Here is a 23,223-nt window from a genome sequence, read left to right on the forward strand (position 1 = left end):
GTCTTACGTCACGTATCCGGCATGCACTTACCCGCAATTTTTAGTACGGGCACTTCGGGCGGATTCGTCACCCGCGATGTCGCCCCGACGCCAGGCTTCGCAGGCGGCCGTCTGATTGCCCGCTGCCTGTTCAGCCTGACCGATATAATAATACAACTGGTCGACCGACGGGTCCAGCTGCTCGGCCCGGCGCAGTTCCGGCAGCGCTTTGGCCGGTTGTTTCTGTCGTAGGTAATACAGCCCCAGGTTCCGGTGCGCCCAGGCGTTCTGATCGTCGCGCCGGAGCGACTGCTCCAGCAAAGGCAGGGCCTCAGCATCGCGGTTGAGCATCAGCAGCAGGTAGGCCTTGTTGTTGACGTAGTACGGCTGTCCAGCCTGCACGGCCAAGGCCTGATTCACGTACGTGAGCGCATCGGCGTACTGTTCCCGGCGGGCCAGCAGCAGACTCAGGTTATTGAGGGCGGCATCCTGCTTTGGATTCAGTTGCAGCGCCCGGCGGATATCGGCCTCGGCCTGCTCGTAGGCTTTCTGGTTGTAGTACAAGGCCCCCCGGTTGGTCAGCGCTTCGACGTTGGTCGGGTCGAGTTGCAGGGCCCGGTCGTAGGCGGCCTGCGCCTGCGCGGGGTTATTCAGTCGGACGTAGGTATCCCCCAGGCGGGTCTGGTAGAAGGTAGAGTCGCGGTACTCAGCTTCGATTCGCTGTAGGTCGGTTAAACTGCCGGCCGCGTCGCCGGTTTCCAGCCGGGCTTCGGCGCGGTTCAGGTAAGCCGCCCCAAAATCCGGGTCCGCCTGAATGGCCTGGGTATAATCGGCAAGGGCCCCCTCGCGGTCGTCGTTGCGGAACTTAGCCAGTCCCCGGTTGTTGAACGCATCGGCAAAATCAGGCTTTTTTTCAAGCGCTTCGGTGTAGTAACGAACGGCCTCCCGGTACTCCCGTTTTTTGAGCTGGTCGTTGCCTTTTAAAAAAAACTGGGCCGCTTCATCGGTTCGGTCCGTACACTGGACGAGTACACCCGAAACAACCCCCAGAACCAGTATCTTTGTGATCCACTTAGTCATGTTGTTGATGCGTTTTCTGCAGACAATCCCTCACCCGCTGGTAACCATTGGGCTGTATGCCTGGAACAACAAATATATTGTCAAAATTGAAGCCGGGCCGTACGAACAGACGTTTAAAGTCAGCGAACTGGACGTAACCGGCCCCGACGACGTACAGGCGCTGCTCGACGAGCCGTTTCTGGAACAGGTCATCCTGCGCTTTCAGGCGATGGATGCGGACTGGCAGGCCACCATGGAACGACAGGGATTGGTATAATATGGAATCACCCCCCATCAAAACCTACTCGGGCGAATCGTTCCGGACCAGTTTCATGCAGCCCGGCGAAGCCACAACGGCGCTCCTCCACGCTGATTTTGGCCGGTTCTTCATCGTTCCGGTCGAACAACTGATTCAGTTGATCAGGCTTCCCGTGCCGCCCACCCGGGTTACCAACCACACGCTGATCTACCTCACGGAGGGCGAAGGCAACATCGCCATCGGCAGTCAGTCGGTACGATTTTGTCAGAACGAGTGCGTGGTGGTGCCGGCCGGACAGGTGTTTTCGTTTGAGCGGGAGGAAACCAACCGGGGCTACCTCTGCAATTTTCACCCCGACTTTATGATCGGTAAAGTGGCCCGGTCGGAACTGCTGCGAGAGTTTTCGTTCCTGCGGGTCTGGGGCAATCCGCACATTCGGCTCGATGGCCCCTCCTCGACCCACGTAGCGCACGTGTTGCAGCGGCTACTGCACGTGTATGCCGCTCATGGGCTGACATACCCGGACATTCTCCAGGCCAATTTGATGGCGTTGCTCTGCGAACTGAACCTGGGTACGCAACCGGCGTCGGTCCCCCAAACTCACGCGGTAACGATTGCGAACCAGTTCCGGGAGTTACTTTTTGAAAACGTCAAATCGCTGCACCGGGTCAGCGACTACGCCGACCGGCTGCATATCACCCCCAACTACCTCAACAAATGCGTCCGGTCCGTGACGGGCAAATCCCCTACCCGCTGGATCGATGAAGCCATTCTCCTGGAGGCTAAAGTTCTCCTGCACCAGAGTGCCTTATCCGTAAGCGACATTGCCGCTGAAGTGGGCCTGCTGGATCAGTCCTATTTCAGTCGGCTGTTCCGAAAGTACGAAGGCATTACCCCCCTGGCGTTTCGTCGGCGGCTCTCCGGTAGCTAAGCCCCCTTTACCATACTTAATCCATTTAGTAAATATTCTGACAACACCCAAAGGGTCGGGCGGATGCGCGTCAGACGATCCGTTCGGCCCCTTTCCAGATACCGTCGTCGTACCGAATACCCAGGCCGGGGGTATCTGGAATGGCCATCTTGCCGTTGTTTACCCGGATATCCGGCGAATACCAGGAAGCTGGGTTATCACCCGGATTGTACACAAACTCCTGCAGGCCGTATAGATTTGGGGCCAGGGCGGCTACCTGCCAGAACGGCGCAATGAGCGGGTCGGCTTTGGGAGTGTGTGGCGCGAACTGTTTACCGTACTGACCTACAATTCGGGATACCTGTAACGTCCGCAGAATGCCGCCGTTGTAATATAAGTCGGGCTGGTAGAGATCGTAGACGCCGGTGCGTGATAGCCGCTCGAAACGATACAGGCTGCTGTCCTGCTCGCCACCCGCCAGCATGATTTTTGATAGTGCCTGATTCACCGACCGCATGCCTTCTTCATCCTCAAAGCTGCACGGTTCTTCGAAGATGGCTACGCCATAGCTTTCCAGAAACTTGCCGGTTTCGATGCCCTCCTTCGGCGAAAACGAGCCATTGCCGTCGGCATAGATAATCGCTGCATCGCCCAGCTTTTTGCGGACCAGCGGCACAAACTGCCGGGTTCGCCGGTCGTCTTCCGGGGTATTCAGCATCCGGCCGCCTACTTTGATTTTTATGCCGTTGGCCCCGGTCGCGGCCAGCTTTTCCGCCAGCCGGTCAACTACTTTTTCGGGCGGTTCGCCACCCCGGTAGAAATCAGAGATATACACATCGTATTCCGTCCGTACTGGTTTGCCAAGCAGCGCGTATACCGGCTTACGAGTCAGTTGCCCCAGCAAATCCCAGGTGGCAATCTCGACGGACCCGATGCAGTTCCAGAGCGGCATACCGGCGTATTTGTAGTTGCTGTTGAGCCGGTACGCATTATCCACCAGTTGCGGTAGGTCGCGGGCGTCTTTACCGACAAAGTGTGGCAGCACCAGCCCCTTTAGCAGAGAGGTCAGGTTTGGCATTCGGTCGTTGCACTGGGTGATACCTTTAGCCCCGTCCTCCGCCGTTACGACCAGCAACATCCGGTTCTGCGTTTTCAGCAACTCAACCGAGCGAATCATGACCGGCCCCAGCATGGCTTTCTTCAGGTCAGGCAGCGGCCAGGTTGGTAACGGCTCCAGTGTAGCCGATAGCCGAGGTGTAGCTCCCGTCAGGCCAAGGGCTGCGGTACCCACCAGCGTTTGTAAAAAAGTAAGGCGGTTCATAGTCAGGTATACGGTTTACTTGTTGGCTTTCAGGTCTTTGTTCCTAAGGTACTTCTTTTCCAGTTGCTGATAAAAACCGGGTGGCTGATGATTGAGGTTTGACTGCATCAGATACAGTGATAATAAACCGCTGTCTTCGTGGGCGGTAAGTAACAGGCGACCATCCGCCGAAAAGTCGAGGTATTCGGTGCGGGGGCTGGGCTGCTCAAACACCTTCTGCCCATCGCGCAGGCGGTAGAAAGTAAATTTACGCTGGTGCCCGCCCGTCACCAGAAAATTGCCGTCGCTGGTCAGCGCTACGGCCTCCAGTTTTAGCGGTTCGGGGAAGCTATGCAGAAGTTTACCGGTTTCGAGGTCATGCACCCGCGCTACGTTGTCGAAGCCCCCACTGGCAATCAGTTTACCATCCGCCGATACCCGAACCGACTTTACCGAGCCGGTAGCCCCTTCGTAGCTCCGGATCACCTGCTTTTTCAGTACGTCAATCAGCCGCACAAAACCGCCGTACTGTACTTTTTTGGTTTGCGGGTCCGGCGTTTGAACGTTGCCAGCCACGGCCAGCCGTTTATCATCCCGCGTAAAATCAAGCGAGTTTACCGTTGACCCTACGTTGATTTGCCCCTGTAACGCAAACGTGGCCGCATTCCAGAACAGCACATCGCCTTTTTCGGAACCGGCGGCAATCAGCCTGCCATCGTGCGACCAGGTAATGCCATCCAGCCCGCTGTCTACCGCTATTTGTTTCAATACCTTACCGGTTTGCGTATCCCAGATCTTGACCAGAAAGTCTTCGTCGCCGGTCACGAACCGTTTGCCATCGGGCGCGAAGGCGATGCACTCAATCTCGGCGTTCTGTTCTTTCTCCCACAACAGCGTTCCGTCGGCCACGCGCCAGACCATCACGCGCGGACCGAACTTGGACACGGATACGGCCACCCGACCATCCGGCGAAATCCGGGCCGATTCTACGGAGCGAAGCGCGGGTGAAAAGTCGGCCACGCGGTGCCAGACTGGGAAAACCTCCGGCACGTCGGGGTTGTAGATCGGTTCCTGTGCCAGTGCAATGACAGGCAACAGCGTGAGTAACGCAACGTATGTAGTTTGTCGATTCATGATTATAGATTGATTCTGGCCAGCTACTTCGCTTCGATGTAAAACAGCAAGTCCCGCCAGGTACAAACGTCGGGATAGCCGTTGGTACCGGGAGGAATGGCCGTTCGCTGCGCCAGATTAGCCGGAAAATGAGCCGACGCATAGGCTTTGGCGTTGACCGTGTCCGTGAATGGTCGCGTTGGATCAGCCGCTACGGGCGGAAATACGCCATTCCCATCGCGCCGGATGCCGTGACCGTCGGGGTACTTGCCGTAGTAGTTGTTAGCCAGCGTAAAACCAGACTGGTTACCTTGTTGATCGAGCATTACCAGAAAGGCATACTGCTGGCCCGGCTGTAACACCAGCGGGTGGCTGTCGGGTAACTCAAACCTGAGCAACCGGCCTTTCAGCTTTGGGTGATCGGACGGTACGACTTCGGTGTCGGTACGATCCGGCCGGTCCGCCGGTGCGGGTCCGGCAAAGCCAAAAGCGCGTTTGTCCGGAAATGTCGCGCCCGAAAACACAGCCAGTGACGTATACGTTTCGCCCTCGAAATAGTCGTCGCGTTCGGGCGATATTGTGTTTGTCGGCCGGTTGTGCGGATACCCATGATAGGCTTCGGTCTCCGTGCCAGAGCCGTTGTCATTCAGTCGGGGCTGGCCCGAAACTGCAAAAATCTGCACCGAAACGCCCCGCCCGTAGGTATTGGGGCGCACGGCATTGGTGCCGTAACCGGTTGCGACCGTAATGGCGGTGAGCGTTTTGGGTGTTTTTCCGGTGTGCCGGAACGTTTGCCCCAGGTCGCGGTCGCGTTTGATGTAAGGAATTTCACGACCATCGGGTGTAAAATACCCCCAGCCATCGGCAGTATAGGGCGAGTGCTCCGACCATTTGTAGCTGTCTTGCCCCTCAAAATTCAATGACGTATTGCCCGTACCTTTATCCGCTCCTTCGTAAAAGGCTACTACGTTGCGAGTAGGTGACTGTTGCAGGAGTGATAATTTCAGGCCGGTAGTGTGCGTAAGGGTTTGTTCAGTAGAATGTTCAGTACGAACACGTTGTGCCTGTTGAGCTACCAGCACCTGAACGGCCAGCCCTAACCAGCCCGCTTTACTTAAGCTGTATTTCATATTCGCGCTTCTCGTTATTATTTGGTCGTTGTGTCAGGCTCCAGCCGTTGGGGCTGAACCATCGCTCCGTTAGTGGCTACATCCCAGGCGGCAAACCGAACCCACTTCTTACCGGTCGCATCGACCGGAATGGTAAACCGCTTTTTCCCGAACGGGGGGAGGTCTGTTGTTGGTATCACGTTGCGGTACGTTTGCAGGCCATCCCCCCAGACCAGTTCGATAAAATCGAGCGGAAACGTCCATTCAACGTCGGCAGTCAGCAGTCTCTTTTCACCCCTGCCGGTTAGGGCGAACGACGTTATGAGTACCTCGCCGGATGTAACAAAAAATGCCCCTTCTTTCAAGGCTTTGATAACCGGCGACATATCATCGACTGTAGGCACGTGATCTATTTTTAGGTAGTTCACCGGCGACATGCCGTAGATGTCATCGTAGGGTGGTTTGCCCCGGTCCCCGTAATCGGACCGTGTCTCCGAAATAGCCATCGCGTATTTTAACGGCCGGTCACGAGCCGCCATCCAGTTGTTTACCTCGTCCCACAAGGGAATAAACCGGTATTCGCCAAGTCGGCTTTCGGAGGCATCAATGCCCATACCCCAGCGGTAGCCTAACCCAAAATACCGTTCGTGGAGGAAATGGGGCGTATCTTTAATCGCATCGGGGTAGCCGGTTGACCCTTTTGTGCGGGGGTGCGGCATCGAGATAAGCGCGTTTTCCCGTTCGGTCATCGCCATCAGATCGTCCGGGCTGCCCAGGTTGTAGACCGGGCCGTATGTCAGATGTTGTTCCACGAGCGGCTGACCCGGTTTTCGGGTATTTCGCCAGAAAACGGGTTTGGACAGCAGCAGATCGTGATGCCCGCCCAACTCATAACTACGGCCGTTGGTGCTGTTTTCGTCGTGTGGCATCAGCAGAAAATCCTTGTCGGAATGGAGCCGGGCGGTCTGATAATAGGCTGCCTGGGCCTCTAAAAATGAATCGTCTACTGCGTTACGGGCATCGCCCCGAACGCCATCAATCACACCAAACAAATTGATGCCGACGCTTTTTACCGCTTCAATGTCGTTGATCCGGCCGGAGCCGCCCGTGTCGGTAAATCGTTTCACCAATCCAACGTGATAATGATAGCCCATCACTTTGTAACCCGGTAGCGGCTTGAAAAAATCGTGGTGGGTGTAGGCCAGTGCCTGTTCGATAACCTCTTTTCCCGAATTCGGGCTGAGGAGGATGAACATTGGCATCCGCTGCCACGTACCGGGCCGGGCACTGTACAAGGCGAAATTATGGGTGAAATGCGGGTCCTCCTCGTAGTCGGCCTGCCGGATACCAAACGAAAACGTTTGGGCCGAGTCGGTTCGGTACCAGCTATAGCCTAAATTCTGCTCGGTTTCGCGGGCCCAGAAAAAACTGTGCGGGGGTGGAAACACGGCTATCGAACCGGCTGCGGTTTCGCTCGCCATGAGCCGGTTGCTGCTTTTGACGGTAACGGGTGCCTTGTCGGGAGGGGTTCCGAACCGAAGCTGTTGCCAGTTACGGGCCAGATCGCGCCAGAGCAGACGCGTTGATTGGTGGAGGGGCATACCCGACAAGCCTGCGTCGTATTTGAAGGCCACGGACGGGTCTTCGGTTTTGGCCATCAGCGTTTGCCGCATCAGGCCAGCCCCTTTGAAAATGTCATACTGCAGATAACCGCTGAAGGTGCCCGCCCGGACGCCGTCGAACCGTATTTCCAGCCTCGCGCCGTTGGTGCGTACCGCGCCCTCTGTCACCTGATACGTGGCTGTTACGCGTTTGATCTCGCTCGCCAGTCTGGGCATGCCCGGATGGTTGGCAAACCTGGCCAACGTCGGGACGGAGGTTTTGTGGGACAGGGGCGGCACATCGCCGGTAAGCAGCGGGGAGTCCCAGAAGGCATCCCACTTGATTTTGTTCAGGGTTGCTTCCGTCAGCGGTACGCCCAATTTTTCGAGGGGTTCGGTTTGCTGCTGGGTTACGCGCCGGATGGCCGAGGCTACCCGGTATTCGGGCGTCAGTTGGGTGGCCAGCAGTTTCCAACTGCCGCCTTGTTTACGAACGGCCAGTCTGGCCAGTTTGGGTGTTCTCTGATCCACCACAAAATAGGCCCGGTACTCAACCGTTGCACCACCCACCCAGGCCACCAGCAGGGTGTCGGCCCGGACCGTGGCCGTCAGGCCCGGTTGGGCTTTGTAGGCGGTCAGATTCCAGCGGATCGGGTCCGCGACGGCCAGAACACCGACACCCCCGCTCAAAGCAAGGCACAGTACTATAACTAGAAGTCGGTACGGGTTCATGAAGCTCACGAATGCGGTCGGTTTACGTCTCCTGCCCGGTGTCAGCCAAACACGGGTTAATTCAGGGATCAGGGCACGTATCTTCAATAGCCAAACAACGCTTTGGCTCGTTTCTCGTTGATTACCAGCCCCAGTCCGTTGCCTTTGGGCAGCAGCATGTCGCCATCCTGAAACTGAATGCCCTCGTCAAATACCGAACAGATGGTTTTGTACAGGTCGGCCTCAATGTATTCGACCATCGGGCCGCAGTTGGGTATGGCGGCCAGAATCTGCATGGTGGCCGCGCTGCCCTGCATCGGTTTGGTGTTGTGCGGAACAATCTGCTTGTGGTACAGCCCGGCCACGTGGCAGATTTTCAGCCCCTCAGTAATGCCCCCCGACTTGATAAAATCGGTGTTGATAATGTCGGGTTTTCCGATTTTAATAAGGCTTTCGACCATCCAGCGCGTGTAGCACTTTTCGCCCGCCATCACCGGAATCGTCAGCGCATCAACCACCGTAGCGAGGTCTTCGAGGTTTTCGTTGGGGCAAGGACTTTCGTAAAATTTCATACCCATGCCCTCCAGCGTTTTCCCAATTTCGATAGCCCGGTAGCCCGTGTACCCTTCATTGGGGTCCAGAAACAAATCCACGCTGTCGGGGAGTTCTTTCCGAATGGCCGTATAGTATTTGAGGCAAAAATCGTCTTTCGGATTAATGTTGTACTCGCGTATCTGCGCCCTGATTTTAAGCCGTTTAAAGCCTTTCTCGGCCAGTTTAACGGCTTGTTTGATGGCCTCGGGAACCGGAACGGCACCGCCCCTGAGCCGGAAGCCTGCATAGGCCGGAACACGATCGCGGAATTTTCCGCCTATCAGGTTGTGTACGGGCACACCGAGGAGTTTCCCTTTCAAATCCCACAGGGCACAGTCAACACCGGCGATGGCATAAGTCAGCACCCCGCCCGACCCCAGGTCGACATTCTTCCAGAACATCTGCTCCCAGAGCATTTCGGTATCGAACGGGCTTTGCCCAACCACCTGCGGAGCCAGCAAGTCGTTAATAATGGCCTGCACAGCCCGGATGCCGTTGGCACTGCTTTCGCCCCAACCCACGGTGCCATCGGTCGCTTCGATTCGGACATACACACCCCGGTCGTAGCCATCCTGAAACACAAAACCCTTTACACTCTTGATTTTGATGTCTTTAGGAACGTCGGCCGGGTGAGCCAGCGCGGGCAGGCCTGTATACAGTGAACCTACACTAAGGGCGCTCGTTTTGAGAAAATTTCTGCGTTGCATCATACTGGGTTTATACCAACCCCGCAAGGGTTTAATCGGGATGCGTAGTCCCTTGCGGGGTTAGTTCGTTAGTAGCTTGGGTTCTGATCCAGATTCGGGTTCAGGTCCAGTTCGCGGGAGGGTATCGGCCAGAGAATACGGGCGCGGTTGGCTTCGGTCAGGTTGGCTACCGTGCCAACGGCCTTGTTCCAGCGGACGAGATCATACCAGCGGTGCGGCTCAAACGCCAGTTCCAGAAAGCGCTCATCTTCAATGGCCTGCTTTACCTGCGCCTGCGAGGTGGCCGTAGTCGGTTGCAGGCCCGCCCGCGTCCGAATCTGGTTCAGGAACGGAATCGCCTCGGCGGTGCGACCGAGTTCGTTGAGGCATTCAGCACGGAGCAGGATGATATCGGCCAGTCGCAGGTACACGATATTGGTGGTCTGATTGCCCCGGATGTTGGTCGTGGGCGGAGCAGCCTCATATTTCCGGATGTAGCGGTTGTTGTTATGCGTGCCTAAACTTACCGCAGCGCGGAGGTCGCCGGTGCTGGCCTGAAACGCGTTGATAATCTTCGTTTCGGGACGCATCCGGAAGCCTGCGCCGGAAAAGGGAACCGTTTCGTTGTCGAGGTCGTGGCCTTCGGTCGAACGGTTGGGCCGGAACGATGCTTCGAAGATGGTTTCGGTCGTGTTCTGACTACCTACGGCAAAAATACTCGCGAAGTTGGCGCCCGGTACGAGCCGGTACTGGGCGTCGGCCATTACTTTCTCACACTCGGCCAGGGCCAGGGCGTAGTCGCCCTGGGCATTTCGCTGCAGGTACACTTTGGCCAGCCAGGCACGGGCCGAGCCTTTTGCAGGCCGGGCGCGGTTGTTGCCCGGATGCGCAGCGGGTAAGAGTTTTTCCGCTTCCTGTAAGTCCTTAATAATTTGGGCGTACACCTCAGCTACTTCGCTGCGCTTCAACTGAAAATCCTGAGTAGCTGATTTCGACGGCTGAAGGGGCAGCGGAATTTTACCCCAGAGCCTCGTCAGCTGAAAAAACGCCCAGCTCCGGATGAAGTACGCTTCGCCCAGCACCCGGTCTTTCTGCAGGGCCGGATCGTTGATGTTTGGGACGTTGGCCAGTACGTCGTTGGCTCCGTGAACAGCCGCGTACACATCGCGCCAGTGGTCGAGAACATTGCCGTGTACCGGCGTCGCGACAAAGCTTTCGTGGCGGGTGAAATTGCCGCCACTGTTCGCGCGGGCATCATCGGCCAATACGAGCGGCACGATGATAAAATTCTGGGTCATGGAGTTCTGCATGGAGTTGTAGGCGTTCATCAGCCCGGCCTCCGCGTCACCCGCTGTTTTCCAGAAATTTTCGGCAACAATAGAACTAGGTGGCGTCAGTTCGAGCATATCCCCGCAGGACGAAAGGCTCAGCAGCGCCGACAGTACAGTAAGTTTATGAATGGTTTTCATGGTTTAGATCGAAGTTAAAAGCCTACACTTAAGCCGACCGTAACCACCCGTGCCTGAGGCTGGGTGAGGTAATCAACCCCCAACGATGGAATGCGCCCTCCGCCGGTATTCTGGCTCTCGGGGTCAAATCCGCTGTACCTGGTCAGCGTAATCAGGTTTTGCCCACTGACATACACGCGGGCACCGCTCAGGCCGATTCGCTGAATCAGCGGCTGTGGCAGATTGTAGCTCAGTGTGATGTTGCGGAAACGCAGGAAGGAACCGTCTTCGAGGTAGCGGTCGGACACGTCGGTTGGCGAAGCCCCGCTGACCGACGACGAGCCGTATAGCGCTTTGGGAACATCGGTGATGTCGCCCGGTTTCCGCCAGCGACGCAGCACTTCGGTGCTCTGGTTCAGGTCCTCAATCATGCCGGTAAGCACCCCCCGCGTCATGTTGTAGATGTCGTTGCCGTACGACCAGTTGACTACCGCGCTCAACTCAAACCCTTTGTAGCTGAAGGTATTGGTAATCCCCCCGATGTGAACGGGCAGTGCATTGCCGATGATCACCCGGTCGGCATCCCTTGAAATAAATCCGTCGTTGTTAACGTCCAGAAACGCGGCTTCTCCTCCGCGTACCCCCCGTTCGTAGAGGTCAGTGGTGCGGTTTTCGGGGTCGGAAATGCGTGGTACATCCTCGTCGCTGGCGTACACGCCGAGGTAGCGGTAGCCGTAGAAATTACCCACCGACTGCCCGATGCGGTAAATGCTGTACGGTCCCTCCACTCCGTAGGCATCGGGCAGTTTGAAGATGAAATCAGAACCAAGGGCACCGTTGTTTGGCAGGAACGTGATCCGGTTGCGGTTGAAGGAGATGTTGAAGTTGGTAGTCCATTTAAACGCCCCGTTCACGTTGACCGTGTTGAGGGTAAACTCCAGCCCCCGGTTGTCCATCGTGCCGATGTTGGCATTGGCGATACCCCCGAAGCCCGACGTAAAGGGTAGCTGCCGCTCGAAAATCAGATCGCGGGTCCGTTTCAGGTACGCTTCGGCGGTGAATCCAATTCGGTTGTTCAGGATAGACACGTCAAGCCCGACGTTGGCGGCTGCCGTTGACTCCCAGCCCAGTTCGGGATTCGAAATGTTCTGCTGCCCAATGCCGGGGTTGCCGTCGTAGTTGCGGCCGGTTCCGTACAGGGCCAGCGCCGGGTAGTTACCGCCCAGCCCTTCCTGATTGCCCGTAACGCCATAGCCGGCCCGTAGCTTCAGGTCGCTGATGAGCCGGTTATTTTTCAAAAACTCCTCTTCCGAGATCCGCCAGCCTGCCGACAGCGCCGGAAAAACGCCGTACCGCTTGTTGGCCCCGAACCGGCTCGATCCATCAACCCGGAAACTGGCGTCGGCCAGGTACTTGTCTTTGTAGTTGTAGCTGGCCCGCCCGAAATACGACAGCAGGGCCCATTCAGAAATGGAGTGCTGTGGGATGTACGGATCAGCGATGGCGATGGTCCTGATGATATTCGACCCCGCCGTTTGCCCGCCGGCCTGCAGGAAATTGGACTGGGACTTCTGCACCCCAAAACCGGCCAGCACCGACAAATTATGCGCGCCGAACTGCTGTCGGTAGGTCAGGGTGTTGTCGCTCAGCCAGGTAAACTGATCGCTGTCAACCGCCAGGGCTTCGGCGCGGTTCTGACGGGCAATCACGTAGCTGGGTACAAACCGCTCCTGCCGGTCGTCGAGGAAGTCGATACCGAAGGTGGTGCGGAAGGTCAGGTTTTTCAGGATCTGATAGTCGGCGAACAGGTTAGAAATGACACGCTTCTGATTACTCTGAGCCAGAATATCGTTCGCGAGCATGACCGGGTTTTCGTTCAGCAGCGGATCAAGCGGGTAGGTACCGTCCGGGTTGCGAACGGGCAGGTTCGGGTTGCGGGTGAGCGCATTGCCGAGAATCGAAAAGCCGCTGAAATCGTTGGCCACCCGGTTCTGCAAGGCATTGCTGAGCAGGGTGCTGGTGCCGAATTTTAGCTTGTCGGTCGCCTGGTAATCAAGGTTTACGCGCAGGTTGTACCGTTTGTAGTCCTGACCGATGATGGTTCCCTGCTGGCGGAAATAGCCCAGCGACACAAAGGTACTGGTCCGCTCAGTGCCCCCCGCTACGGATAGGTTGTAGTTACTGATGGGCGCCGACCGGAAGATTTCATTCTGCCAGTCGGTATTGATTCCCGTTGGCTGAACCTGGTTGAATGGCGTTTCGGTCAGCGGATTGCGACCCCGGTTGGTCAGCGATTCGCGCAGGAGTTCAACGAACTGGTCGCCGTTGAGCAGATCGAGCCGGTTGGCCACGCGCTGCACACCCGAATAGGCGTCGAAGCTGAAGCGGGGTTTGCCTGCTTTGCCGCGTTTCGTGGTAATCAGAACAACGCCGTTGCTCCCCCGGGCTCCGTAGATAGCGGCCGCGGCCGCATCTTTCAGGATATCGATACTTTCAATATCGTTCGGGTTCAGGTCGGCCAGTGCGGACTGTCGCTGTCCGCCCGCATCGAGCACGGTGCCGCCAAAGTTGTTGAGCGGTACGCCATCGACTACGTACAGCGGCCGCGTTTCGCCCAGCAGCGAAGCCGTTCCGCGAATGCGGATGAAAATTTCCCCGGCCGGGGTTCCCGAGTTCTGCACGACCTGTACGCCGGCGGCTTTTCCCTGCAGCAGCGCATCCGGACTGGTAACGGGCTGGTTTTGTAAATCTTTACTTTTCAGCGAGGTGATGGCACTGGTCAGGTCGCGCTGCTGCTGGGTACCATAGCCGACCACCACCACCTCGTTCAGGGCGCGGTTGTCGGGGGTCAGAACCGGATTGATGGTGGACTGATTGCCGACACTGACCTCCTGGGGTGCGTAGCCAACGAACGAGAAAACCAGCGTTACGTTTCCTTCGGGTACACTCAGGACGTAGCGGCCTTCGGCGTTGGTGGTGGTGCCACGCGAAGTCCCTTTAATGGTGACGCTGACGCCCGGCAACGGCTGATCATTGTCAGTCGATTTCACCAGGCCTGTTATCCGTCGATCCTGAACGGGGGCATCAGGGGCCGCTGGTGCTGTTTTTTCGCGCAGAATATACAGTCGGCTGCCAATCAGCTCGTACGTCAGACTCAGGGGCGTGAGCAGTGCATCGAGTGCCGACGGGACGTCGCTGGCCACAACGGGGGTTACCAGCGGTTTGCCGTCCAGCAGGCGACTATCGTAGCCAAAACGGACTTTATGCCGGGTTTCAAGGTCTTTCAGCGCCTGCCGCAGGGGTATGGCGCGGCCTGGTGCCGTATCCCGGCTGGTCTGATGGGCGTTTCTGGCCAGCAGCGGCTGGGCCTGAGCCGACGCCAGCCCCCCCGCCAACCAGGTCCAGCTGATCGCCGAACAAAGAAAAATTACTCGTAGATGCGTGTTCATACAGGTCTCAGATTAGGGTTTGGATACGTGGGCAGAGTGAATCAGCAGGGTTTTCTCCTGACGGGTAATGGTGAGGGAAAAGGCTTTTTCCAGCGACGACAGCAGCACATCCAGGCTGGGATCGGGCACGGTGGCCGTCAGCCGGCGACGACCCAGGGCGGGATCGGCAAACTGGACGCGGTAGCCGTAATTGTTTTCGATCAGCTGGGCAATGTCCGACAGCGGGGTTTCATCGAAAACCAGTTCATCAGCCGTCCAGGCGGAGTGGCCTTCGGGTTCGATGCGGCTGCGCAGCGTAATGGCCTGGCGGTTGTTTACCTCCACCAGATCCCCCGGTTGCAGATCGAGGGTGCGCTGCGCTACGTTCAGGCGAATCTTACCTTCGTTCAGGACTACCTTTACTTTGCGGTTACGGGTCGATACGTCGAAGGTCGTGCCCAGCACCTCCACCGCTACGTTGGCGGCCCGCACGATGAATTTGATCCGTTTGCCGTCGTGCTGCTGTTTCTGCACCTGAAAAAACGCTTCGCCGGTCAGAATCACCTCCCTATTGCCCGGCGACCAGTCGGAGGCCAGCGCCAGTTCCGAATTGGCGTTGAGCCTGACCACCGAGCCATCGGGTAAGGTTACCGTCCGCCGTTCGCCGAATCCCGTCCGGTACGACAGCGGCCCCGCGTTGGCGGTCGTATCCTCCAGCGCCGGCAGTTGGGGGGCCGGTTGGGCCGCGTTCGTCGTCCGGCTGGCAACCGTGGCCGGGTCTGTCTGCTGCCGGAGGTACGACCAGCCGCTCAGCAGCCCCATCACCAGGGTGAGTGTAGCGGCTGCCTGCCAAAGCCAGGGCCGACGCCAGAGCGGACGAACCCCGGCAACGGGCGTACCGAGTTTATCCTGCAACTGCCGGATCTCAGCGTCGATCTGATCGGGGGTCAATCCGCGGGGATGATACGCGCCCAGCGCCTTCAGGATGCGGGTCGCTTCGGCGACATCGTGTTGCCGATCGGGGTTTCGGGCCACCCAGTCGGTCCAGAAGCGAACCGCTTCGGAATCGCTGCCGTCGACAAACGCCCGAAACGAGGGGTTGTCGACCAAATCAAGGGGAGTAAAGCCGTCGGATTCCATGCCATTTTTTCGACAAGACGAAATCCAACGAGACTTTTACCGGGTTTTTGACATTTTTTATTGAATAAATACTGAAGCCAGCAGCCCGCCCGCCAGTCGGAGCAACCAGGCAGGGGGCAACTGCTGCCGCAGCGCGTTGAGGCCTTCGTGAACGAGGTTGTACACCGTTCGCTCCCGGACGCCCATCACCTGCGCCATATCGGCGTAGTCCATTTCCTGAAAAAAGCGAAGAAATACCGCTTCCCGCTGCCGGCGCGTCAGGCCGTTGAGCGCGTTTGCCAGCAGGTTCGACCGTTCGGTTCGGGTAGCTTCCTGAATGAGAAAGTCTTCGGGCGAAAACACGAAGTCGGGCTGCAAAGCCATTTCATTGGAACCCGCCCAGAACACCGTCGGCACAAACCGGTTTTGCTGCCGCTGGTGGTCAATGATGCGGTTGCGGAACGTAACGAGCAGGTAGGCTTTTACCGATTGAATGGCTGCCCAGTCGGCGGCATGGTTCCAGTACGCCAGAAACGTTTCCTGGATGCAGTCTTTTGTGGTATCCTCGTCGCCGTTGGTCAGCTTCAGGCCGTAGTCATACAGCATGTTGTAATGCTGCCGCATCACTATGGCAAGCTGGACTTCGGGCGCTGGGAGAGTTGACACTAGGCAAGTAAGACAAAACGTGCAATTTTATCCCTTAAAGATTATATTGACCCTTATCTCCTGCTTTCGGCCGGCAAAACTTTACGGGACACCCGCCCAGTCAGGCGACGGCGGGGTTTTCGCAGGGAGCGAACGACTGCCGTTTCCCTTACAGCAGGGTATCAAACTCCGGGGTAAGCCGTTTATCAAGCCCATACGTATCCTCCCGGAAATTCAGCCGCCCGGTTTCGTCCTCAAACGCCGTCTGATAAAAGATATACACGGGCAGTTTTTCCTCCAGCCGCACGACCTGCCGCCGGTTGTTGGTCATCATCTCTTTCACGGTTTGTCGGTCAAACTGCGGAAACAGCCAATCGGCCATCCAGGCCGGGTCTTCCACCCGGACGCACCCATGACTGAACGCCCGGTGGGTCCGCTCAAAAAGCTGGTCGGCGGGGGTGTCGTGCAGGTACACGGCGAATTCGTTCGGAAACATGAACTTAACCAGCCCCAGGGCGTTCCAGGGGCCGGGCTTCTGCCGGATCCGGTACGCATCGAGGTTGTTCCAGTTTACCCGGCTGCGGCTCACGACCCGGGCGTCGGGCCCCCAGCCATCGAGAATTTCGTAGTGGTGGCGACGCAGGTAGCTGCGGCTTTTTCTGATGGCAGGCCACAATTCGTTCGTTGCGATGCTGTTCGGTACGTTCCAGTACGGCGAGAATTCGGCGTATTCGATCACGTCGCTGAAAATCGGCGTTGCGTTCATGGCCGTCCCGACCACGACCTTCATCTGCCGGATGGTCTGGCCACCGGCTACGATGTGAAGGTGGTAAGCCGGAATATTAACCAGCACGTACCGGTCTGGCATCTCGCCGGTCGAGAACCACCGGATCCGGTCGAGGTTAAGCATGATCTGTTTCAGCCGGGTTTCGACCGGCACATTCATGGCCGCGATCATCCGGTCGGTTATGGCCGGTTCGACCGTCAGGCCATTCCGGGTCTGGTAGCGGTTTACGGCCGCCAGCAACGTTGAATCATACACCGCCGGACGCTCCCACTGGTCGGGGGCCGGGTCGAGGTCGCCGGTTTGGTGAAGCCGGTTCCGGATCGCGATCACCCGCCGGCCCGAATCGCCGGGCATGACCGGCTTACCCGCGTCAATGGGTGTCCAGCCGCCCTGATCCAGGATGGCCCGGTACGTTTTCAGGTGCTTCTGCAGTTTTGCGTACTGCCCGAAGCGGGGCCGAAACGCGTCCAGCGACGATGCGACCTGCCCCGTAACGGCCTGCTGAAGATGGGTGTACAACGTATCGGGTTTTGCGGGCCTGATGTGCCAGGAAGCCGACAGCTTACCGGGCTTTACCTTGCCGGTAGCAATCATATCCGCCAGTTTGAGGTACGTAGCCGACAGCAGCACATCCAGCCGGGCGCCGGTTTCGGCATCGGCTTCCTGACCGGTTACGGCATCGATCAGCCGGCGCAGTGCCCCGTGCGGAAACGCATCGGGATTGAGGCCTTCCTCGTCAAGCCGGTCAATCTGGTCCAGCAGCGCCCCGGCCGTCAGGGGGTTCCAGGCCGGCTTAAAAGCCTGGCCGCTGTAGAAGGCAAACAGATCGCGGGCCACCCGGGGCTCATTGATCCTCGGAACATCAATGGCCAGGGTGGTCGAATCCACCCACGACCGGATTAGTTGCGCGGCTGCTTCGGTTGGGTAGTCGAACCCGTCCTGTACCGGGTCCGTTTCGGTGATTGCGGGGCTGCGGTCGGGGTCTGATTCCGATGGTTCGCCGTGGCGGCAGGTCGAAACCAGACCCAGCCACAGCACGAGCAGGCAGGTCAGTTGTCGTATCATCGCTCGGCGGTTTTGTGTAATCTGTCTATATAAAAACCGGGGAGCGACAAAAAAGGTCAGTTACGCCAGTAAATTAATTGAGTTTTTGGTCGACGCGCTCGTCTCAGCCTTCCTGAATCGGGTTCGTCACGTCCGTTCGTCGCTCGCCGATCTGCTGCCGCCACATGGCGTAATAAAGCCCCCGGGCGCTGACCAGTTCCTCGTGCCGCCCCATCTCGACAATCCGGCCTTTTTCCAGGACGCAGATGGTGGTTGCGTGCAGAATAGTGGACAGCCGGTGAGCAATCAGGATGGTAATCTGCTCCTGCTGGGTCGACAGCCGGCGCATGGTGGCGGTGATGGCCTCTTCGGTCAGGGAGTCCAGCGCCGAGGTCGCTTCGTCGAAGATCAGCAGCCGCGGCCGACGAACCAGCGCCCGGGCTATGGCCAGCCGCTGCTTTTCCCCGCCCGACATTTTCATGCCGCCTTCGCCGATGGGCGTATCCAGACCCAGCCCGGATCGGTCCAGCAGGGTCAGGCAGGCGGCTTTGCGCAGCGCGTCGAGCATGTCCTCGTCGGTGGCATCGGGCTGCACCAGCCGCAGGTTATCGCGGATGGTGCCCGAAAACAGGTGGGTGTCCTGCGTAACAAAACCGATTTGCCGGCGCATCGGGTTGAACCGCAGATCGACCGTAGCGATGTCGTTGTAGTAGATCTGTCCGTCGACGGGCCGGTATAGCCCGACCAGCAGTTTGACCAGGGTTGATTTGCCCGATCCCGACGGCCCCACGAACGCCAGCGTATCGCCCAGCCCGGCTTCGAACGATACGCCGTCGAGGGCATTGGGGCCGTCGGGCGAATGGCGAAACACGACGTCGGCAAAGCGAATGCGCTCAATGGGGCCTACCTCCTGGGGCGATTCAGGATTTCGCTCGATGGGTTTGCCCATCAGCTCGTCGAAGCTGTGCAGGCCGGCTTCTACCTCGCGGTAGGCCAGCATAATGTTGCCGATTTCCTGGAGCGGGTTGAAGATGGCGACGGAAATAAACTGCATCGAAATCAGCTCGCCCGGGCTGAGCACCTTCCGGAAGATCAGCCAGAGCAGCGTAAACAGCACCGACTGTTTCAACAGGTTCAGGGTCGTACTTTGCCAGAACGTCAGGACCCGCACCCGCCGGACTTTCTGCATCTCCAGCTCGAAGATCCGCCCCGTTTGCCCCCGCAGTCGCCGGATTTCAGGGAAGGTCAGGCCCAGGCTTTTGATGAGTTCGATGTTGCGCAGGGATTCCGTGATGACGCCCGCCAGCTGGGCCGTTTCGCGGTTGATCCGGCGCTGGGTGGTTTTAATGGCCTGACTGAGCCGCCCCGTCAGCCCGCCCAGTACCAGCCCCCCGATCAGAAAGACCGGCACCAGCGCCCAGTGCTTGGTGATGGCGTAGAAGATGAGAAACCCCAGCCCCACCACCGACGAAAACAGGACGTTGACGAACACGTTGACAAACTTTTCGGTGTCGGTGCGTATTTTCTGCAGAACAGACAGCGTAACCCCGCTGCTCTGTTCGCCGAACTGCCCGTAGGAGAGCCGCAGGGTCTGTTTCAGGCCATCGTTGAAGATATCCATGCCAAAGTGCTGGACGACCAGCCGCGTCAGGTAATCGCCCCCGGCTTTGGCCAGGTTCGACAGCAGGGCTATGCCGAGGGCCAGGCCCAGCAGGCGCAGCACCCCGCGAACCTGTTCGGGTTCCGGTTGAGGCCGGGGGGTAGTGGCAAACTCATCGATCAGCCGCCCGAAGATGATGGGATCGATGAGCGCCAGCACCTGCGCCGTGCCGATCAGGGACAGGGCACCGGCCGTCAGCCAGCGGTACGGTTTGAGATACGTCCAGAGGGTGCGCACAGAGCAGAGCGTGGGGTTTGTCGGGCCCGCTGGTTGATAAACAGGCCGGGAAGGCAAAGGTTTGGCCCGCAGCCACTACCCTACCGACGACCATGGGCAAAAGCGAACGGCCTGTGCATCCACAGGCCGCCGTAACAACGTGCAGGTGACTGGCTGGTGCTACTCAATCTCAGCCGCTTCCAGAATCACGTCCAGCACCTCTTCGGGCTGAGAAATCATCGGTACGTGGCTGCTGTCGATTTCAATCGTTTTAGCGCCGATATGGCTGGCCATCATCCGCTCCAGGTCCGGCGGAATGGCCCCGTCCTGCCCTGCAACAATGTAAAAGCTCGGCCGGTCCTTCCAGGCCTGGGTGGTGTTTTTCGCCCCGAACACCGTTTCCGATGCGGGGGTCTGAGTAGCAAAAATCAGTCGTTGTTCGGGCTCCGACAGATCACCGGCGAAGGATTGCTGTACGCCCTCGAAGGTCAGCTTGATGAACCCGTCTGCTACGTCAAAGTGACTTCCGAGCGCATTCTGAGGCACTTTACTCAACAGATCGATGAGCGACTCACCGGCATCCGGCGCAAAAGCCGCTACGTAGACCAGCGCCTTCACCCTGGGATCGTTGCCCGCTTCGGTGATGACGAACCCGCCCCACGAGTGACCGACCAGTACGACCGGCCCTTCGATCCGGGCCAGTGCCCGCCGGGTGGCCGTTACGTCGTCGTCAAATGAGGTGGTGGGGTTCTGCACCGATACGACGGTATAGCCGGCATCCTGCAGGGGTTCGATCACGGCATTCCAGCTGGACCCATCGGCCCACAGGCCATGCACAAAGACAATGGTTGGTTTCTGATTTGCTTCCATGAATGATGGTTTACGGGTAGTTGACCGCTCAATATGGACGCGTTTTGGCAATTCATTGCGAATCAGTCTGTTATTAATTCGTTAACTCCGTATAGCTTTGAACCCGGCCGTTCGGTACTTTAGCGACAACTGTACGCTTCTTTCCGTAAATCTGACTGCCATGTTCACCGCACTGTATGCCGACTCCATCACGCTGCACCTCATCAACGACGACAACGTAGCGCAGGTGTACGACCTGTTTCGGGGGTATCCCGACTCTGACATCATGCTGATGGAAATTACCGAAAGTTACCTGCCGGATTATGAAGACGGCCAACGGATCAAGTACGGATTCTACGCCATGCTGAACGACGAACTGGCGGGCCTGAGCCTGCTGGGTATCGACAGTGTAAAACCCGCCACGGGCTACACCGGTGCCGATACGTTGACCCACATGCGCGGCAAAGGCGTTGCGCCCCGTAGCAAACCCCATCTGTTTTACCTGGCGTTTGAGCTGCTGGGCCTGAACCGGGTCGAAACCGGCTGCTTCGTGTCGAACCTCTCGTCGAAACGGTCGATCGAAAAAACGGCCGGCTTCCAGCTGGAGGGCATCATGCGCGAGTCCGGCCTGAACGACCAGGGGGCGTTTGAAGACGAATACCTCTACGCCATCCTGCGCCGGGACTGGGAGCGGCTCTACGACAAATCGCAGGTTCAGGTGCTGTAGGGGCGACCCGACGAACCGATTGGGCCAAAACCCCGGCCTGGGTAACTGAGTTACTCACTAAGCCGCTGAACGGATAGCCGGCAGATCTGCAACCCTCATGAGTACGCTTGTCAAGAACGTAGCCAGAATTACCCTGGGCGGAGCCTTGCTCTACGCCGGCATCAGTCATTTAACCACGGCCCGGCAGGAATTCCAGGCGCAGGTACCCGACTGGGTGCCCCTCGACAAGGATGATACGGTCGTTTACTCGGGGCTGGCCGAAATCGCGCTGGGCACCAGCCTGCTGCTGATCGACGAAGCGCACCAGCCGGCGGTCGGCCGGACCACGGCGGGTTTCTTCACGGCGGTGTTTCCCGGCAACATATCCCAGTACGTCAACAAACGGGATGGATTTGGGCTGGATACGGATCGGAAGCGGTTTATCCGGCTGTTTTTCCAGCCGGTCCTGATCGCCTGGGCGCTGCTGAGCACCCGAAAAGACTAAGTCCGGTTCGCTGCCCTGCGCGCGTTATTCATCCACCTCCCGGATCTGGTACGTGGCCGAATGGGCTTTCGGGCTGGCGTCCAGCTTTTTCCAGTGGGCATACTGGCGGGTGAAACTGGCTCCGTAATAGAAGATGAGCGAACAATAGAATACGAACAGCAGGACCAGCGTAATGGCTCCGGCCGACCCGTACAGCGAACCAACGGCACTATCGATCAGCAGGTGCGCCAGCACGTACTTGCCGATCTCGACCAGTACGCCCGTTACCAGCGCACCGACCCACACCGCCCGCCAGTCAATACGGACGTCGGGCAGGTACCTGAAAACAAAGGCGAACCAGACCGTCAGGATGAGCACCGATACCCCATGCTCCTGCACCGACTGGATCAGGGTAAGTCCGAAACCCGCGCCCATCCCCTCACGGGCAAGCGCGGCCAGTGCGCGCTGCAGCGTGAGCGACGCCGTGAACAGTAACCCCGTAAGTACGATGACCCCCAGCGCGGTCAGCCGATCGGCCAGGGCATTCCACACGCGTCGTTGCGGGGTTGCCCGGACGTTCCAGAGCTGATTGATCGAATTTTTGATGATGACAAACATGGTGGTGGAGGCCAGCAGCAGCACAACCACGCTCAGCACCGTGGAGAGACCGGACGAACGGGCCTGCTGGAGACTCCGGGAAATATCCCGAAGCTGGCGGGCACCGGGCCGCCCGAAAACGTCCGCCAGCTGACGAAACAGCTGCCAGCGCACCCACCGCTCATCGCCGGTCAGCAGTTCACCGTACACCTGCGTCAGGATGATGACGATGGCCGGCAGGGCGAAGAACGCAAAAAACGCCGTAGCGCCGGCCATGCGAATCGGGTCGTTCGCTTTCAGGTTAGTGAACGCGTTGGCGGCCACGCGGAGAAAAGGCGGAATGCGTCGCACAACTACAGCAGGACAATGTAGTAGGCTAACGGTTTGAGTAGGGTTAAAGTTATCCGGATATTGCTTCAGGCTTACTCACGTGCTAAATTATGGAACAGGTTAAACATTATTTAGAGCGCTACCAACAGGCCGATCGAATAGAACGGGCTCAGGTCTGAAACGAATACCAGGCTTTTTTGGAAACGTTGACCGCTGAAGAGCGCCAAAGGGCCCGTGCGTTTATGCAAGCTGGCCTACGCCCTACCATCGACGAGACGGTAAAACAACTTGATACTCTTTCTGAGAAGGCGAATCTGGTCTTGAAAGGTAAGATTAGGTACGAAGGTAAAGAATACATTTTTGGCGATTGGGTCACCATAGCCGACAATAGTCGGCTATATAATTACACACTTTCCCGCGTTCAAAACTGGATTGACCGCGAGATTGTACCCCGCCAGAATGTGGTTGTTAGCCGCGAGCTAAAAAACCTTAAGTTGTTAAAGAACGTACCTTATCGGCCGTAGTTACAAGGTAGGCTTCGTAAAGATCAATAAATGCTGTACATTTAATAAGGTCACGTCAACAACAG

The 23,223-nt window shown here is 58.0% G+C and carries 19 protein-coding genes; 5 read left to right on the plus strand and 14 right to left on the minus strand.

Annotated elements, in window-relative coordinates:
- Positions 1–27 precede the first annotated feature (27 nt).
- A complete protein-coding gene (locus DYU11_RS10995) occupies positions 28–1,059 on the minus strand; it encodes a tetratricopeptide repeat protein (protein WP_229365767.1) in 1,032 nt (343 codons plus the stop codon).
- A 7-nt stretch (positions 1,060–1,066) separates the two neighbouring features.
- Between DYU11_RS10995 and DYU11_RS11000 the strand changes: the two genes are divergently transcribed.
- Entirely contained in the window at positions 1,067–1,315 is a 249-nt protein-coding gene (locus DYU11_RS11000; RefSeq protein ID WP_119668298.1) for a hypothetical protein, read from the plus strand.
- A gap of 1 nt (position 1,316) precedes the next feature.
- Positions 1,317–2,228, plus strand: coding sequence for an AraC family transcriptional regulator (locus tag DYU11_RS11005; protein WP_158600268.1), 912 nt, complete (start codon positions 1,317–1,319; stop codon positions 2,226–2,228).
- Positions 2,229–2,298: 70 nt separating this feature from the next.
- On the opposite strand, the gene DYU11_RS11010 is transcribed toward DYU11_RS11005, so the two are convergent.
- The 12 genes from DYU11_RS11010 to DYU11_RS11065 all read right to left on the minus strand — a co-directional run bounded on the left by DYU11_RS11010 (position 2,299) and on the right by DYU11_RS11065 (position 20,538).
- Entirely contained in the window at positions 2,299–3,528 is a 1,230-nt protein-coding gene (locus DYU11_RS11010; RefSeq protein ID WP_119667730.1) for a mandelate racemase/muconate lactonizing enzyme family protein, read from the minus strand.
- 15 nt (positions 3,529–3,543) lie between these two features.
- On the minus strand, positions 3,544–4,641 hold the full coding sequence (locus DYU11_RS11015; protein WP_119667731.1) for a WD40 repeat domain-containing protein: 1,098 nt from the start codon (positions 4,639–4,641) through the stop codon (positions 3,544–3,546).
- A 23-nt stretch (positions 4,642–4,664) separates the two neighbouring features.
- On the minus strand, positions 4,665–5,750 hold the full coding sequence (locus DYU11_RS11020; RefSeq protein WP_119667732.1) for a hypothetical protein: 1,086 nt from the start codon (positions 5,748–5,750) through the stop codon (positions 4,665–4,667).
- Between the two features lie 17 nt (positions 5,751–5,767).
- On the minus strand, positions 5,768–8,062 hold the full coding sequence (locus DYU11_RS11025; RefSeq protein WP_119667733.1) for a CehA/McbA family metallohydrolase domain-containing protein: 2,295 nt from the start codon (positions 8,060–8,062) through the stop codon (positions 5,768–5,770).
- Positions 8,063–8,145: 83 nt separating this feature from the next.
- Entirely contained in the window at positions 8,146–9,345 is a 1,200-nt protein-coding gene (locus DYU11_RS11030) for a mandelate racemase/muconate lactonizing enzyme family protein (RefSeq protein ID WP_229365769.1), read from the minus strand.
- Between the two features lie 65 nt (positions 9,346–9,410).
- Positions 9,411–10,790, minus strand: a complete 1,380-nt coding sequence (locus DYU11_RS11035; protein ID WP_119667734.1) for a RagB/SusD family nutrient uptake outer membrane protein — start codon at positions 10,788–10,790, stop codon at positions 9,411–9,413.
- Between the two features lie 14 nt (positions 10,791–10,804).
- Positions 10,805–14,218 carry a SusC/RagA family TonB-linked outer membrane protein gene (locus DYU11_RS11040; RefSeq protein WP_119667735.1) on the minus strand — a complete coding sequence of 1,138 codons (3,414 nt, stop codon included), beginning with the start codon at positions 14,216–14,218 and terminating at the stop codon, positions 10,805–10,807.
- A 12-nt stretch (positions 14,219–14,230) separates the two neighbouring features.
- Complete coding sequence (locus DYU11_RS11045; RefSeq protein ID WP_119667736.1) at positions 14,231–15,337, minus strand: FecR family protein; 1,107 nt, start codon at positions 15,335–15,337, stop codon at positions 14,231–14,233.
- A gap of 57 nt (positions 15,338–15,394) precedes the next feature.
- Positions 15,395–15,982, minus strand: coding sequence for an RNA polymerase sigma factor (locus tag DYU11_RS11050; RefSeq protein WP_147367918.1), 588 nt, complete (start codon positions 15,980–15,982; stop codon positions 15,395–15,397).
- A gap of 148 nt (positions 15,983–16,130) precedes the next feature.
- Complete coding sequence (locus tag DYU11_RS11055) at positions 16,131–17,813, minus strand: L,D-transpeptidase family protein (RefSeq protein WP_119667738.1); 1,683 nt, start codon at positions 17,811–17,813, stop codon at positions 16,131–16,133.
- Between the two features lie 103 nt (positions 17,814–17,916).
- Entirely contained in the window at positions 17,917–19,689 is a 1,773-nt protein-coding gene (locus DYU11_RS11060) for an ABC transporter ATP-binding protein (protein ID WP_119667739.1), read from the minus strand.
- Between the two features lie 159 nt (positions 19,690–19,848).
- Positions 19,849–20,538: an alpha/beta fold hydrolase gene (locus DYU11_RS11065; RefSeq protein ID WP_119667740.1), complete on the minus strand. Its 690-nt coding sequence runs from the start codon at positions 20,536–20,538 to the stop codon at positions 19,849–19,851.
- A gap of 160 nt (positions 20,539–20,698) precedes the next feature.
- On the opposite strand from DYU11_RS11065, the gene DYU11_RS11070 reads away from it, so the two are divergent.
- Both DYU11_RS11070 and DYU11_RS11075 read left to right on the plus strand, forming a co-directional pair.
- The gene (locus tag DYU11_RS11070) at positions 20,699–21,244 is read left to right on the plus strand and encodes a GNAT family N-acetyltransferase (RefSeq protein WP_119668300.1); all 546 of its coding nucleotides are present in this window, start codon (positions 20,699–20,701) and stop codon (positions 21,242–21,244) included.
- Positions 21,245–21,341: 97 nt separating this feature from the next.
- Entirely contained in the window at positions 21,342–21,728 is a 387-nt protein-coding gene (locus DYU11_RS11075) for a DoxX family protein (RefSeq protein ID WP_119667741.1), read from the plus strand.
- A gap of 24 nt (positions 21,729–21,752) precedes the next feature.
- On the opposite strand, the gene DYU11_RS11080 is transcribed toward DYU11_RS11075, so the two are convergent.
- Positions 21,753–22,655, minus strand: coding sequence for a YihY/virulence factor BrkB family protein (locus DYU11_RS11080; RefSeq protein WP_119667742.1), 903 nt, complete (start codon positions 22,653–22,655; stop codon positions 21,753–21,755).
- A 176-nt stretch (positions 22,656–22,831) separates the two neighbouring features.
- On the opposite strand from DYU11_RS11080, the gene DYU11_RS11085 reads away from it, so the two are divergent.
- Complete coding sequence (locus DYU11_RS11085; protein ID WP_119667743.1) at positions 22,832–23,158, plus strand: hypothetical protein; 327 nt, start codon at positions 22,832–22,834, stop codon at positions 23,156–23,158.
- Positions 23,159–23,223: the final 65 nt, after the last annotated feature.

This window comes from Fibrisoma montanum (assembly GCF_003583365.1).
Classification (GTDB): Bacteria; Bacteroidota; Bacteroidia; order Cytophagales; family Spirosomataceae; genus Fibrisoma; species Fibrisoma montanum.

What these genes read in the sequence shown, in the direction of transcription:
- DYU11_RS10995 (WP_229365767.1), bottom strand. Translation starts at nt 1,059, where the DNA reads ATGACTAAGTGGATCACAAAGATACTGGTTCTGGGGGTTGTTTCGGGT.
- DYU11_RS11000 (WP_119668298.1), top strand. Translation starts at nt 1,067, where the DNA reads ATGCGTTTTCTGCAGACAATCCCTCACCCGCTGGTAACCATTGGGCTG.
- DYU11_RS11005 (WP_158600268.1), top strand. Translation starts at nt 1,317, where the DNA reads ATGGAATCACCCCCCATCAAAACCTACTCGGGCGAATCGTTCCGGACC.
- DYU11_RS11010 (WP_119667730.1), bottom strand. Translation starts at nt 3,528, where the DNA reads ATGAACCGCCTTACTTTTTTACAAACGCTGGTGGGTACCGCAGCCCTT.
- DYU11_RS11015 (WP_119667731.1), bottom strand. Translation starts at nt 4,641, where the DNA reads ATGAATCGACAAACTACATACGTTGCGTTACTCACGCTGTTGCCTGTC.
- DYU11_RS11020 (WP_119667732.1), bottom strand. Translation starts at nt 5,750, where the DNA reads ATGAAATACAGCTTAAGTAAAGCGGGCTGGTTAGGGCTGGCCGTTCAG.
- DYU11_RS11025 (WP_119667733.1), bottom strand. Translation starts at nt 8,062, where the DNA reads ATGAACCCGTACCGACTTCTAGTTATAGTACTGTGCCTTGCTTTGAGC.
- DYU11_RS11030 (WP_229365769.1), bottom strand. Translation starts at nt 9,345, where the DNA reads ATGATGCAACGCAGAAATTTTCTCAAAACGAGCGCCCTTAGTGTAGGT.
- DYU11_RS11035 (WP_119667734.1), bottom strand. Translation starts at nt 10,790, where the DNA reads ATGAAAACCATTCATAAACTTACTGTACTGTCGGCGCTGCTGAGCCTT.
- DYU11_RS11040 (WP_119667735.1), bottom strand. Translation starts at nt 14,218, where the DNA reads ATGAACACGCATCTACGAGTAATTTTTCTTTGTTCGGCGATCAGCTGG.
- DYU11_RS11045 (WP_119667736.1), bottom strand. Translation starts at nt 15,337, where the DNA reads ATGGAATCCGACGGCTTTACTCCCCTTGATTTGGTCGACAACCCCTCG.
- DYU11_RS11055 (WP_119667738.1), bottom strand. Translation starts at nt 17,813, where the DNA reads ATGATACGACAACTGACCTGCCTGCTCGTGCTGTGGCTGGGTCTGGTT.
- DYU11_RS11065 (WP_119667740.1), bottom strand. Translation starts at nt 20,538, where the DNA reads ATGGAAGCAAATCAGAAACCAACCATTGTCTTTGTGCATGGCCTGTGG.
- DYU11_RS11070 (WP_119668300.1), top strand. Translation starts at nt 20,699, where the DNA reads ATGTTCACCGCACTGTATGCCGACTCCATCACGCTGCACCTCATCAAC.
- DYU11_RS11075 (WP_119667741.1), top strand. Translation starts at nt 21,342, where the DNA reads ATGAGTACGCTTGTCAAGAACGTAGCCAGAATTACCCTGGGCGGAGCC.